Here is a 14,469-nt window from a genome sequence, read left to right as displayed (position 1 = left end):
ACTGAACGTAGTATGATCTAAACGTCATGAAATTAGAGATTTACAACTAATTTACACATTCCCGCATCCCCTGTCAATGCGTAAAAAAGCCGAAATAAGCAGAAAAATCCGGGTACACCAAACGTGTACCCGGATTTGCGTCATGCCATTGCTTGTTACTCTTCGGATTGACCCGAATTCGAATCCTTCTCTTTATCGAACCCGAATTTATTGCTATCGTTAGCTTGGCTTTGCGGCTGAATGTTCACTTTGACATCTTCATCGTCGCCTGCATTCAACTTGCCTTTCTCCAAGAGCTCGATAATTTCATCTTTATCCAGCGTTTCCTTCTCCAGCAGCGTCTTCGCTACGAGGTGCATTTGATCCGTGTGCTCAGTTAGAATCGCGCGAGCGCGGTCGTAGCACGTACGAATAAATTGCTGCATCTCTTGGTCAATCTCGTAGGCAATCGCATCACTGTAGTTCTGTTCATGGCCGATATCGCGGCCCAAGAACACTTGGCCTTGGGAGCTGCCGAATTGCATAGGTCCAAGCTTATCGCTCATCCCATATTCCATAATCATGCGGCGAACGATGCCCGTCGCTTTCTGGAAGTCGCTGTAAGCCCCTGTACCGATCTCGCCGATGAAAAGCTCTTCGGCAACACGGCCGCCAAGGAGGCCCGTCACTTTATCCAGCAGCTCGTTCTTCGTCTGCATCATGCGGTCTTCGCCTTCTTTGGGCAGCATCATCACGTATCCGCCAGCGCGTCCGCGCGGCACGATCGTTACTTTGTGCACCATATCTGCGTTCTCCGCATAGTAGCCGATGATTGCGTGTCCGGCCTCGTGATAAGCAACGATGCGTTTCTCGGCTTCGCTGATGATCCGGCTCTTCTTCTGCGTACCGACGATAATCCGGTCGAATGCTTCCTCGATCTCCGCCATGGAAATATCTTTACGGTTGCGACGTGCGGCAATCAAAGCCGCCTCGTTCAATAAATTCTCCAGATCAGCGCCCGTGAATCCGGTTGTGTAACGGGACAAGGAGTCCAGCTTCACGTCCTTGGCGAGCGGCTTGTTGCGGGCATGTACTTTCAGTACAGCCTCGCGTCCTTTGATATCCGGACGGTCAACCGTGATTTGACGGTCGAAACGGCCTGGACGCAATAACGCAGGGTCAAGAATGTCAGGGCGGTTCGTCGCCGCAACGATGATGATGCCCTCATTCGCGCCAAACCCGTCCATCTCTACGAGCAATTGGTTGAGCGTTTGCTCGCGCTCGTCATGTCCGCCGCCTAAGCCGGCGCCGCGCTGACGACCAACGGCATCGATCTCATCGATAAAGATAATACAAGGCGAATTCTTCTTCGCGTTCTCGAACAAGTCACGCACACGGGATGCGCCGACACCGACGAACATCTCCACGAAGTCGGAACCGGAGATACTGAAGAACGGTACGCCCGCTTCACCGGCAACCGCCCGTGCAAGCAATGTTTTACCTGTTCCCGGAGGCCCGTTGAGCAGAACCCCCTTCGGAATTCTGGCGCCGACCGCGGCGAATTTCCGAGGATCCTTCAGGAATTCAACAACCTCAACCAGCTCTTGCTTCTCTTCATCTGCGCCTGCCACGTCTTCGAAGGTGACACGCTTCTTCTCCTCATTATATAAGCGGGCACGGCTCTTGCCGAAGTTCATCACTTTGCCCCCGCCACCCTGCGCTTGATTCAACAAGAAGAAGAACAAGATGAAGATAATGACAAATGGAATAATCGATGTAAGAAAGGAAATCCAGACGCTATCCCGCTCCATCGTCTCGTAGGTTTCCGTCGGAACGCCATTCGCTTCAATCAATTGAACGACCAAAGGCTCATATGGAGCATGGGTTTCGAAGCTTTTCTTATCCACACCATTAGGAGGGTTAATGTACTTACCCTTAATCAAATACGTGTATCCATCGAACTTCAGGGTTACGGATTCCACGTTTTTGTTAACGACCGCTTGGCGGAATTTATCGTAAGTAATTAATTCCTTTTGTTCGTTTTGGGTACTGATGAAATGGACGATACCTACTGTTACCAAAAATATAAGCAAATAAAAACCGGTATTCCGGATAATTCGATTCATCCCAAGCCTCCTCTCGAACGGCACACTTTTATTATTTTACCATATCCCGGTAAAGCACTACAAATTAACCGCATGGATGAGCCGGTGATATGACATTACGTCGTGTAGATCTCTGGTTTCAATATGCCGATAAATGGAAGGTTGCGGTATTTCTCTGCATAATCCAGACCATATCCGACAACGAACTCATCGGGAAGCTCATACCCTGCGTAATCAGGTTCGAGCTCAACGGTTCTGCGTGCCGGTTTATTAAACAGCGCCACGACCGAGATCGTTTTGGCATTGCGTCGCTCTAGCACATCTATCAGATAACTCAGCGTCAATCCGCTATCGATAATGTCCTCCACGATAAGAATGTGCCGTCCTTCTACAGGTACATCAAGATCTTTGATAATCTTGACGACACCGGATGACTTCGTGGATTGTCCGTAGCTCGATACAGCCATGAAATCGATTTCCAATGGTACGCGGATTTGCTTCACGAGGTCTGCCATGAAAATGAAAGCTCCCTTAAGCACGCAAATAACCAATGGATTCTTGCCTTCGTAATCGTTGGAGAGTTTCTCTCCCAATTCTTTAATTTTCCCTTGAATCTGTTCTTCGCTGTAAAGAACCTCTTGAATGTCGCTGTACAAGGATGAACCCCCTAGATTATATTATGAATCCTTATAAATTTACATTCTAGAAGAACGAAATTTACGCATGTTACTTCAGCACGAGCTTCATATGAAGCACACGTTCTGTGTCGGTTCCGACCAGAGCATGCTTGGACCTACGAAAGCCGGCAATCCAGAGGATTTGCCCGGAAGCATCGACCAGTAACGGGATGACATCACGCCGGCTTAACGGCATTTTGGCATCAATGAACATATCTTTTACCTTTTTGGACCCGTTTAAACCATGTGGTTCCAATCGGTCTCCCGACCTGCGGCTCCTTATCGTAAGAGGCCACCGGAGTTGACCGAGATCCAAATAGATGTCCGTTGCTAACGGAACAATGGAAGAGGCATCTACCGAATTGGCAGGCATCCTGGCGCATAGCAGCTTGGCCCCGGCTTCCGGAAGGTCCAGCTCATCCGTGTCCGCCCCCAGCTCATAAGCATAGGGCTTCGGGACAGGCTCAGATGTCTGAAACAGAATGGCTTCATATTCTCTCACAATATAAAGCGCATCATCGACCTGAAGTACTTGATTCGAAACCTGGTCCTGCGACATCAACTCACGGATACTTTCAATCCTGATAAAGTCCAGCCGGTCCATTCCCAAACAAAGACAGTTTAATATTAATTTAATCAAACGCCTTTGTAAAGCAACGTGCAGTCCGGTGAAATCACTTCGCGTCAAGCGGCAGCCCGCCCCCTGAAAAGTCACTATCCGGCGCAGTACCCGTTCGGTTTCTACTGCCAGATAATCGTCCTCAGCGCGCATCATCTCCGTCAAACGGTTCAGCGATTCCGGAAGCTGTTCATTATACTGCTTCAGCATCGGCATCACATCAAGCCGAATTTGATTACGAAAGTACTTCCGCAGCTCATTGCTGCTGTCTTTACAATAAGTAATTTGGTGCTGAGCGCAATAATTCACAATATCTGATTTGTATATACGTAGAAAAGGCCGGATCAGTTCCACTTTTTTTTCGCGCCTGCGTTCCGGCATTCCCACAAGCCCCGACGGGCCGGTTCCCCGCACAATTCGCATCATCACCGTCTCGGCCTGATCATCCGCATGATGGGCGAAGGCAATCCGCTCCGCCTTGTAGGCATCCGCCACCTGATGCAGGAATTCGTACCGTTTCTCGCGGGCCGCGGCCTGCCCGTTCAGCGATGTCGCCTCTATATAAGCAGGCACATCAATAACGCCGATTTCACAAGACAGCCCCAGCCGCTCCGCCAAGCGGGCGACGAAGGCGGCCTCGGCATCCGATTCCGCTCCGCGGAATTGATGATTCACATGCGCCACAACCAGCTTCCAGTCGAACTCCTTGGCAAGCGCAAAAAGGACATGAAGCAGCGCCACGGAATCAGGCCCCCCTGATACCGCAACAACCACAACATCTCCCGAAACCGCGAGCTTCTCTTCGATGATTCGCTGCCGCACGCTGGCGGCAAGATCGATGTTCATTGTGTAATCCTTTCCCACTTACGCTTTCCTTATCCATTAACTCAACCAATATACATAAACGGTAGCCCCGAAAATAAAAATGGAAGCGGCGAAACAAATTTTGAGCCACGGCATGCTCAGCGCAGGCTGCGCCAGCTTCTTGCCTGACATGAGCTTTTTCCAGAAATGATAAGCTTCCTCCGAAGTGCGGAATTCCCCCCGCAGCGCTTTGTGCAGAAACGGGGCAAGCTGCGCGGCGACCGGATTCTCGCGCATGATGGCCGCCATTTGATCCAGGTCCCTGTTCTGCGGAAGCATTTTGATATAAGAGGCAAAACGTTTGCGCTGATCGAGCGATTTCAAAAGTAAAATGGCAAATGAAAAAATATCGTAGCTTTCTTCCGCTACCCGCTCCCCCATATTCCAGAAGCCGCGATCGTATACTTCGGTCAATTGCTTAATCGCTCTGCCCTTCGGCGTCACACCGCCGAAATCGATGAGGTCGACATTCCCATAATTGGATACGATCATATTCTCAATCTTCAAATCTCCGAACACGTAACCGCTCTTATGAATCTCGGTCAGCTTGCGGAGCAGATTCGCGCCGATGACATAAATCCAATCCTGGCCGCGCTTCGCAATGAATTGCGATACCGTCATTCCCTCGATATACCGCATGACATAGAACGATATATCCTTCCCGCTGAACGACATGTCGTCGGTATCAATCAGAAAATTTTTGAATGAAGTGTCTGTGAGCGATATGGCAAGCAGCGAGTTGATCTCCGATTGATGGTCGACCGTTTCGTGTCCTGCTTTCAATGCGTACCTCGCTGTTCCTCTTCGTACGAGAACCACGACGCCGTTCGACCCAGCACCTAACAGACGTTCGACCACATAGGTGCGGCCGTTCCATTTGCCTCGGATTTCTGAGCCTGGGCGAAAGGCTTCCTCATACCACGTAGTCACTCAGCATCCCATCCCCGGTCGTTGGTGAGAAAGGCTTCTCCGCCACGTACTGCAAGGTTTGCAGGAGCGCCGGACCTGTCGGAGTCGTACCCTTCATGTTTATTTTATAGAACATCTTGTCCAAATTTGCAAGCTGATTCGTCCAACCGTGGTCCATCTCGAGTTCCTGATCTCTCGTTTTCGTCGAAGGGAAATGGAACACAGCCAGCTCACTCTTGCCGGTGCGGGCTCTGAGACTCAGCAGCAGATCGTGGATCGCTTCCCTTACAGCTGCGAGCTTAGGCTTCATACTAGCACTAGCATCTATTAAAAGCGCAACGCGCAGCGCAGAGGTTTCACTCATCGAGTCAATGACCTGAACCACTTCGGCCCGCTTCTCCGGCGGAAGCTGTTCCAGCTGGTTGATGCCCAGAATGCTTTGCAGCTCCTTGCCTACGGCATGCTGGATGGTTGTGCTTACCGTCTTGCGCGTCATCATCTGAACCGTTTGGGACAGCTGCACGGAATTCACAATCCGGCTCATCCCGCCCCCTGCGGCTGCAATCTCACGAATCTCCTCAGAGCCTAGTACGCCAAGCTCTCCCTGGTCGACGACGCCGATGACGTTCACTGTAACCCCCTCAGCGTGCGCCTCTGCAGCCGCGATAACCGGACTAACGCCGACGTTCGAGCATCCATCTGTAATCAGCAAAATCTGTTTCATCATGACAATTGCCTCCCTAGTGGAACAAAAGATTGATCTCTCTAGCAGTTCTTCTCCTAGTTTTTCCATTTTCGAGAGGCTCTAATCATAGGAAGCGGACAAAAAAGCCCTAACAGCAAATGAGCTGTTAAGGCTTAGGGTCAATTTCAATTTCTACGCCATCTTCTTCTTAAAATGAAGCCCAGAACAATAAGCGCCAGTCCGGCGATTTTCACCGCAGTATGACTGGATTCGCCCGTCACCGGAAGCGTCTCCGGCTGGTTGCCTGGAGAATGATCCACCGCCGGAGGGTTCGGATCCGTCGGGTTAGGGCTGACGGAAGGAACCGGTCCGGTCGATGGCGATGGTGTCAGCCCCGGACTCGGACTTGGGCTTGGGCTCGGTTTCGCGCTTGTGCCTGGACTCGGGCTCGGTGAGGCGGAAGGAGCAGGTGTCCCGCTCGGCACCGGCGTTACCGAAGCGCTTGGCGTCGGGTCCGGACCATCATCCGAGGTGTCAGACCCCGGCGGCTCGGTTGGCCTTGGCGTATTGGTCGGTCCTGGCGTATTGGTCGGCTCCGGCGGCTCGGTAGACTTGGTATTGGTGACGGTTATCGTTACATTCTCACCGGAACCAAGGGCAACCGGATACTCCCTGGTATTGAGCTCATACCCGGCAGGCGCCGTGCTTTCCTTCACGATATAGTCACCCTTCAACAGGCCGGCGAATTGGGCGATCCCGCTTGCATTCGTGGCCATGGTGCCCACCTTGTCGCGCGTCTGGCCGGCCTTCCGGTACAAGTCAAACGTAGCTCCGCTAAGCAGTACCGTGTTATTCGACGCATCCACCTTCTTCACGGAAAGCGAGCCCCTCACTCCGCTGCCGGTACCGGAGCCGCTGGAAACGCCGACAATAATGTCCTCAACCGTCTCCTTGGTTACCGTCGTTGTATTGTTGCCGGTCAAGCTGACTTGATTGGATACGGTGTCTTTATCATTGGCAGCGATGAGCGATTGGTACTCCAAGATATAGGCGGAATGAATGGGATTTACGAACTGCAGGCGGAAGGTTTGCTTGCCTTTGGCCGTGGTATCGACAACTAGCGCATAGTCGACCCCCTTCGTTAATTCCGCCCCTTTGGTAATATCCCCATTTATAGCAACCGTCGTTTTATACAAATGGAACGTATCGAGCAGCAAGACCTGATTCTCCGTCGGCGTATCGATGATGGCGGCGTCGTTCAGAGTGGACTGCCCTTGGTTGATCGTAACGGTCCAGTTAATCTTATCGCCGCTCTGCAGCCCTTTCTTGGTCACGTACTCGCCCCCGTGCGGGATCGGAACCGTTCCGGTCAGATCATTCGATACAGGTAAGTTTCCATCGAACAGCTTCGCCGTATTTTTCACGGAGCCGTTAATTAACTGTCCGTCCAGACTTGTTTTGAAGACGATGGAATACGGCCCGGCAATCGCTTGCTTAAATGTCACTATAAGCTTATTGGACGCATCCACCTGATACTCATAAGCGGCAGGGTCGATAGCTGTGCCTACGGACTGATTGCCGTTCGCGGCGATAACCATGTTGTGAACGGCAAGCGAGCCTTCGACGAGCTTCTGGTTGGACTCCAGCAGATCTTCCACGATGGCCTGTTGGATCGGTTTACTATTGTAGTTCACACCGACGATCCAGGTAAGCTGTTTGGTCACCGGGTTGTAAGCGCCGTTCTTGAACCCGTTGTTCTTGACTTCATTCCTTGGATTGAAAATATCCGTCACTGTCTTGCTTTGTTCTTCCTCCGCACGATCCAACCAGGCGATTTGGGCCGAATTCAGGAAGTCGGTTCTGCTGCCTGCAGGTTGAATCCAATCCAAATTAAACGATGTTTTGTAATTGATGGTCACCGGTCCGGTTAGCAGATGATTGAACCTGACGAGGAAGCCATCCTCAGGAGCTACCGTACTGTCTAATGTATATTCAGACGGGTCTAGTGTCCCTGTGCCTTGTTTAATGACGAAGGTTTCGGGAAGCAGACGCATGCCCTTATACGGGAACGTATCCGTTACAATCACGTGGCTCATTTGCTGGCTGTCCCCGTTGATCGCAATATTCCATTCAACGATCTTGGTATTATAATCGACATGCCCGTCGCTTTTGACAATCGCCACCTGCGTGATGGGCCTTACAGCCGTGTCACTGCTTCCGCCGCCCGACGTCACGGTGTTGGTGACGGAACCATTGTCCAGAACGGGATTGCTCGACTTAGTCTTATATACTATTTTGTACGCCTGCGAAATATCATGAAGGAACTGCAGCTTGAATCCTTTTTTGCCCGCAGCCGTTTGCGGAGTTACCGTATACTCTGCGTCTGACAGCGGGCTGCCCAGCACCTCGCTGCCGGAAGCAGACAATGTAACGGGATAGACTTGCATGGAGCCTGCAACGAGTTCCTGGGATTCATTGAACAGGTCCGACAGCCAAGCGGCCGACTGTGCGATGTTGGCTTCGTTATAATTGTATTTGATTGCCCAACCTATGGTCTGGGTTCCTGTTGTATAGTCAGTTGTGATTTTATCAAGCTCGCTGCCATGCTGGACGGCAACTGTTGCAGTTGCTTGAACCGGCGCCTTGTTGCTTCCGGCCAGAGTAGCGGTATTCACAAACGACGTTTTGGAAGTATCCGTAATGGGAGTCGCAAATTGAATCCGGTAGGCAGTCGTTATCGGATTATCCGCGAATCGTACCGAAAGTCCCCCTCCAGCCGTATTGATCGTATATTGGCTGCTGTCGAGCAGCGTACCCAGCGTCGTCGTGCCATCCAACTGCACATCCAGTTGATAAACGGCAACGGTGACCGGGGCGGCCAACCCGTCAGGGAGAGGATCCGTAACGATCGCCTGCTGAATGACGTCTAGCGATTTATTGACGTCGACGGTCCAATCGATTCGCTTCGTATTAAAGCCCTCGGCCGTTCCGGATTTGCTAATGGTAGAAGGAACATCCGGCCTGAAGACGATCGTAAACACCTGTTCTCCGGATTGAACCGGAATTTTGATAATCTGCGTCGTGCTGCCTTTTATTTGGCTTTTGTTGAATTGGGTATTGAAAGTAAGGGTACCTCTCACATTATCATGGTTCTCAATAAAATTATTAAATGTAATGGTAACTTTGCGGCTATCCTTATCAACCTGAAAGGTTCCAACCTGATCGTCACCGGCGCTCAATATACCGCTCACGCTATTGTACAACAGAAATTGCTCCGGCAGAGTAAACAGATAGGTGTCGCCTGAGCGGTAACTATGACCGTCCGGCAAAGACCAGGTGTAGTCCAGCCTCACTCTGGCGCCTTGTTCATATACGTTCCCGGTCACGACTTGTCCCGAACTATCGTAGACAGCCATGGTTACGCTGTCCAAGATATTATCGGAGATTGCGGTAGCGCTGGCTTTGGTCGAGAGACCAACTGCATACAGGCACTGCATGAAGACTAACAGAATAACTAGCAAAACTTTCATTTCCTTCTTCAACATGTTCATAATTCCCTCCGTTCCTATTGAGTGTGTGAATCTGAAATAAACAAATATCTTTATAGTCTATGAAACAAAATGTATCAAAATAACCGAAAATATACAATACAAATTGTATCATTTTTAATAATGACAGATACATTTTGTATTGTATACGGCGTAACAGGACCCCTAGGGTCCCTATTTCTCATTAGTCCGATGATTCTACAATCTTCCCTTTAATTATTAATCGATGCGTCGGATTATCCATCGGATGGCAGGTAATTAGCGTAATCTCCTTGTCTGTGCCATTTCCTTTCAGGACTGAAATGTCCGTGGGCAGGACATATTGCTTCTCATCCACGATGTATACAAACTGTTTGCTGCCGGTCTCTACTTCGATGACGTCTCCCGCTTCGACCTCATCCAACCTATTGAAGTTTTTCCCGTACGTCAAATTTCGATGGCCGGCAATCGCATAGTTGCCAACCTCGCCCGGTTTCCCCGTATTGGCTATACTCGCGACGGAAACTTTCAAATTCTTGACGGTTGCATCCGTCAGTATCGGTAGTTTCAAATTAATTTTCTCGATCTTCAGCACGCCCTCAACGTTCTTGGGCATTGGTGTCGGCTTCGCTGCAGCTTGCATGACCACAGGCTTAACCGGCTTATCGCTAGGCAAAGCTGCCTGCGGACTTGGCACAACAGCGTCCGCTGAATTCACCGCCTCTGCGGCGTGGGCTGCCTCAGCAGTCTCTACGTTCTCTATCGTTGGATCTGTGCCTGCAGGTAATACCGTCTCACGCTCCTCATCCGAAATCTGATCCATGATTTGCAAACTTTCCTGCCACTGGTTCATAATCTTCTGCTGCTGATAACTCTCATACCGATCATTCAGGGTCGGATATAGAAAAATCAAGGCACCAAGAACGATGCATATGAGGGAAAGCATTTTCCTGAACATGCCGTACCGCCTTTCTTCACCTTCTCATCTTCAAGTTCACAGCGAAAGCCGCAACAGCAAATGAGCTGTTACGGCTTCACTTTCCTGGCTAGCTGACGGTCTTCGGACGCTCCATCCGCGTAATTCCCGGCCAGCGGAACGTAGCCCACTCGGGCTGCCGTTTCTCAACGCGCGCGACGAGCACCGTCATATCGTCTTGAATTTCGCCATGATGATGGCGGAAAATACGCTCCAACAAGCAGTCCGCGAACTCCTGCGGCAGGGTCGTGTCGATTTCGTGGATCATCCGCTTCATCCACATCTCCTTATTCACGGCATGCCCTGGCGCATCATAAATGCCGTCGGTCATCATGACGAGGATATCGCCTGGTTGAAGGGCAATCGAAACCAGATCCACATCGATCTCGTTCAAGATGCCTACCGGCAAATTGTTGGCGGAGATCGGGATCACCTCATTTCCGCGTTTAATAAAGCTCGGGGTCGAGCCGATTTTCATGAACGTGGTATTGGCGTTGTACATATCGATCAAAGCCATATCCACCGTTGCGTACATTTCATCGGAGGAGCGCAGCATCAAAACCGAATTCAGCGACTTGATCGCGAGCTTCTCGTCCATACCCGACTGCAGCAGCTGCTGCAGAATGTTCAGGGCGGTCTGGCTCTCAGCCCGCGCCCGCTCGCCATTGCCCATGCCGTCGCTCAGCGCAACGGCGTACTTGCCATTGCCCAGCTCTACGGTCGAATAGCTGTCGCCGGAGAAAATGTCGCCTCCTTTCGCTGCACCGGCGACGCCGGTTTCCACTACGTATTCCTTGGCGGAGCCGAACACGACCGTGCTGTAGCCCTCGCCGCGCTCATGCATCTCCTCTCGCATCACGGCGACATTCTCGCCGATAATTTCACTCAGCAGCGGCGCAATGATTTTGCGGCATTCATCAAATCCCTTCGTATATTGATGGATTATTTCAATTTCAATATTTCCTTCGTCCAAGGAGATGATGTCGATGCTGTGAATGGATAAGCCCAGTTCCTCCAGCGCATGACGGATTTGCTCTTCTTGAAGGAACAATTCCTGCCCTTCCCGCTTAATTTCTTTCGCCAGGTCCTCCATCACCTGCGATACGCCGGACAGCTGATCCGCCACGAGTTGACGGCTGTCCATAATCTGCTTTTTCCAGTGCAAATCATTCTTATACAAGCTATATTGGTGCTTCATGACATCGAGCACTTGTTCCGTACGATTGCACACCTTCTTCCATTCCGGCGGTATGTGTTTCTTGCTCATATTCTCCTTCGATTCGATAGAGGTCATCATATCCGTCATATAGGTATACGTTTGATAAAATTTTTGGTCCCAACATTGGCTCTTCTTCCAACAAGAATCGCACGCCTTCTGCGCAACGGCATTCATGAAATGCCCGACTTCCTCCTCCTTGCGGCTGACCGCATCGTCTGACGTTAATTGCTTGAAGCTGCGGGACAACTGGCGGAACACTTCCGAGAACTGTTCCACCCGGCTGGCGGTCACATCGCGCACCCGCTTCGCGTAATCCTGCTGCGACTTGAGATTCTCCTGCGTGCCCGGCACGTATTTCGCCAATGTTTGAATAAGACTTCGCGGCGTCAGCAGGAACAGCGTCACGGCGGCGAGCGACTCCCAGGTTGAATTAATGACATCGGCGCCCGTTCCCATATAGAACGATAGAATCGATGATCCGAGCAGCATCCCAAAGGCAACGGCGAGCCGATTCCCCTCCTTAAGAAGGCCCGCTAACATGCCAGAGAAGGCCAGCAAGCTCATCTGGTACACAGCGTTACTATTCGCAAGGCTTAAGATTAGCCCTGTGATGACGCCAACCGAAGCTCCGAAAGGGGCACCGCCTACTAGCGCAAACAGCAGAATCAAGTAACGGGAGAGCACGTGCTCCACCGTGACAGGTCCCATGATCCAGCTCACCGTCCCTGTCATAACGGATGCCAGCAGAATAATTAAGCATATGATTTCTTCATGTTTCAGATGATAGTTTCTCCGGGTAAGAGTGAAGACGGGAATAGCTTGTATGAAAATCAGTGTCAGCACCAGACTGAGCAGCGCCTCCACCGAGAGCATCATGAGCGTATACCAGGTTAGGTTCGATACGACCAGCTCGGCAAAGAGCTGAACCAGGAACGTCGAGCTGAACACAAGAATCGGCGCCAACGATACATCGGAGCGCTCGAACTTCTCCAGCGCTTTCTGAATGAGCAGGAATACGATGATCTCTGTCACGAGATATCCGGTGTTGGCGCCTAGCGACAGCAAGCTTCCGGCGAACGCTGCAACCCCAACCCAATGCAGAATATCTCTTCTTGTAAAATAAATAACCGCTATAAAGGCAAGAGCAAACGGGGACAACTGTTCCAAAATCATTGCGCGTCCGAGCAGGAAAGCCATTACGATGAGCAGAAGCGTCCACTTCTTCGCCACGAAGGCTTGAACAAACCGGTTTTCCACTGCTGCGCTGCGTGCACCTGTTTTCGTTCTTTGCCACAATCCTGACATTCCGCCACCAATCACCGCGCCTAAGCTTCGTCTTTGCATGTTTTGAACACCATCCATTTCTTCCCTTATTTGTTTCTCTAGTATAGAGACAATCTAGCAGAAAGTTTGTCAGAATGAGTTGATAGATTCAAAGAAATTTCCGACAAGCCGCGCCGGCCGTGTCAGCACGCGCCAACCCTTGCCTCGCCTCGCTTTCTCCGGGTGAGCGCGTATCCAAAAGTCTGATCGCCCCGAACTTTCGCCATGCAGATGGGGGAGATACCCGTAACACCCTGTCGATTCGTATGGGCGGTCCGATGAATTGTAATATGCGGGTAATGTAAACGAAAGGGAAATGGAGTGCGCTATTTGAGCAGAATCAGCCGATTTTCCTGACTTTGCGGAAATACAGGGCCTTATTCACATTCGCTGCCACTCTGTTCAGCCAAAAACAGCAGAATAGAAGATCGTATTTCCCCTTCGAGGGCTAACGAGGCGCATTTGGAGTAAATAAGGGATCGTATTTCCGTTTCATGGCGCCGCGATTCTTTCGGCTTCGTCAGCACAATTCAGCATACACCAGGTACCCAAGCAGCAAAAGCGAAAAAAACCACATCCGCCTAAGCGAATGTGGTTCTTATTATCATCTATTAGTCTCTTCTTCCGCCCCGGCCACCGCGTTTGGACTCAGTGTTCTTCTTCAAGGACGAAATCCGCTCTTCACTATCTTTAAGGAACCGAGATACTTTATCTTCGAAAGAAGCAGGTCTAGCTCCGCCTTGCTGCTTGTTAAAGCCGCCACGGCCGCCACCGCCTCGATTGAAGCCGCCGCCTGGACGACCGCCACCACCCGGACCACCGCTCGGAGGACCACTGCGATCTCCGCCACTGCTTGGGCGGCTGCCTTGGTAACCGCCTGGACGATCTCCGCTAGGGCGTCCTTGATAGCTGCTGCCACCTGTACGTTCAGGACGAGCTGGTCTTTCCTCAACTGGCTTGTCAATCGCTTGCTTGATCGACAGTCCGATCTTGCCATCCTTGTCCACGTTAATCACTTTGACCAATACCTTGTCTTCCAGCTTTAAATGGTCATTAACGTCTTTCACATAATTGTCTGCGATCTCCGAAATGTGAACAAGACCGGTAACTCCTTCAGCAAGCTCGACGAATGCTCCAAAGTGAGTAATCCCCGTCACTCTACCCTCTAACTTGGTGCCAACTTCAATTGCCATAAAGTAAAATGTTCCTCCCTTAAAATGTTGAAAACACTGGCTACGCCGATTATAACCGATGCTGAAACCACGGTCAACACGGCATTAGCCGCTTGTTATTGCTTCGATACGCTTAAAGGCGTCTCTCCCGGTTTGCTATAGTGAAAATCCCGGCGAATAATTTGATCCAAATATTCGTCATTATGAAGCCTTGCGATTTCTTTCTGCGTTTGCTCCTTGACTTTCTTCGCATCGGCGAGCTGCTGCTCTATATTCGCGACGGCATCTCTCTTCTCGTGAAGCTTGGCGAACTGCCCCCAAATGTTAACAGCAGCCCAACTCATAAAACATAGGACAAAGATCAAGAGAAAACGCAGTCTTCGCTTTGAGCCTATACTACTGCTGCGCTTATTT

10 protein-coding genes are annotated in these 14,469 nt (G+C 50.8%); all 10 read right to left on the bottom strand.

Going from position 1 to position 14,469, the window contains the following annotated elements:
* Window positions 1–155: 155 nt before the first annotated feature.
* The 10 genes from ftsH to J2X61_RS34275 all read right to left on the bottom strand — a co-directional run bounded on the left by ftsH (window position 156) and on the right by J2X61_RS34275 (window position 14,399).
* On the bottom strand, window positions 156–2,105 hold the full coding sequence (gene ftsH, locus J2X61_RS34320) for an ATP-dependent zinc metalloprotease FtsH (protein WP_274473218.1): 1,950 nt from the start codon (window positions 2,103–2,105) through the stop codon (window positions 156–158).
* Window positions 2,106–2,200: 95 nt separating this feature from the next.
* Complete coding sequence (hpt, locus tag J2X61_RS34315) at window positions 2,201–2,740, bottom strand: hypoxanthine phosphoribosyltransferase (protein ID WP_274473217.1); 540 nt, start codon at window positions 2,738–2,740, stop codon at window positions 2,201–2,203.
* A gap of 70 nt (window positions 2,741–2,810) precedes the next feature.
* Window positions 2,811–4,226, bottom strand: coding sequence for a tRNA lysidine(34) synthetase TilS (tilS, locus tag J2X61_RS34310; RefSeq protein WP_310194792.1), 1,416 nt, complete (start codon window positions 4,224–4,226; stop codon window positions 2,811–2,813).
* A 36-nt stretch (window positions 4,227–4,262) separates the two neighbouring features.
* A complete protein-coding gene (locus J2X61_RS34305; RefSeq protein ID WP_310194790.1) occupies window positions 4,263–5,174 on the bottom strand; it encodes a serine/threonine-protein kinase in 912 nt (303 codons plus the stop codon).
* The gene (locus tag J2X61_RS34300) at window positions 5,158–5,877 is read right to left on the bottom strand and encodes a vWA domain-containing protein (RefSeq protein ID WP_274473240.1); all 720 of its coding nucleotides are present in this window, start codon (window positions 5,875–5,877) and stop codon (window positions 5,158–5,160) included. The genes J2X61_RS34305 and J2X61_RS34300 overlap by 17 nt, the downstream gene beginning before the upstream one ends.
* Before the next feature lie 146 nt (window positions 5,878–6,023).
* Window positions 6,024–9,368, bottom strand: coding sequence for a collagen binding domain-containing protein (locus J2X61_RS34295; RefSeq protein ID WP_310194787.1), 3,345 nt, complete (start codon window positions 9,366–9,368; stop codon window positions 6,024–6,026).
* Window positions 9,369–9,570: 202 nt separating this feature from the next.
* On the bottom strand, window positions 9,571–10,278 hold the full coding sequence (locus J2X61_RS34290; RefSeq protein WP_310194782.1) for a class D sortase: 708 nt from the start codon (window positions 10,276–10,278) through the stop codon (window positions 9,571–9,573).
* A 133-nt stretch (window positions 10,279–10,411) separates the two neighbouring features.
* Entirely contained in the window at window positions 10,412–12,904 is a 2,493-nt protein-coding gene (gene spoIIE, locus J2X61_RS34285) for a stage II sporulation protein E (protein ID WP_274473210.1), read from the bottom strand.
* Between the two features lie 590 nt (window positions 12,905–13,494).
* Window positions 13,495–14,076 carry a S1 domain-containing RNA-binding protein gene (locus J2X61_RS34280; protein ID WP_274473209.1) on the bottom strand — a complete coding sequence of 194 codons (582 nt, stop codon included), beginning with the start codon at window positions 14,074–14,076 and terminating at the stop codon, window positions 13,495–13,497.
* A gap of 95 nt (window positions 14,077–14,171) precedes the next feature.
* Window positions 14,172–14,399 (bottom strand): FtsB family cell division protein, encoded by a 228-nt coding sequence (locus J2X61_RS34275; RefSeq protein ID WP_310194776.1) that lies wholly within the window; start codon window positions 14,397–14,399, stop codon window positions 14,172–14,174.
* Window positions 14,400–14,469: the final 70 nt, after the last annotated feature.

Source organism: Bacillus sp. 3255, from assembly GCF_031456485.1.
GTDB lineage: Bacteria > Bacillota > Bacilli > Paenibacillales > NBRC-103111 > Paenibacillus_E.
The sequence above is the reverse complement of the archived record's forward strand: the minus strand, read 5'-3'. Positions and strand labels throughout refer to the sequence as shown.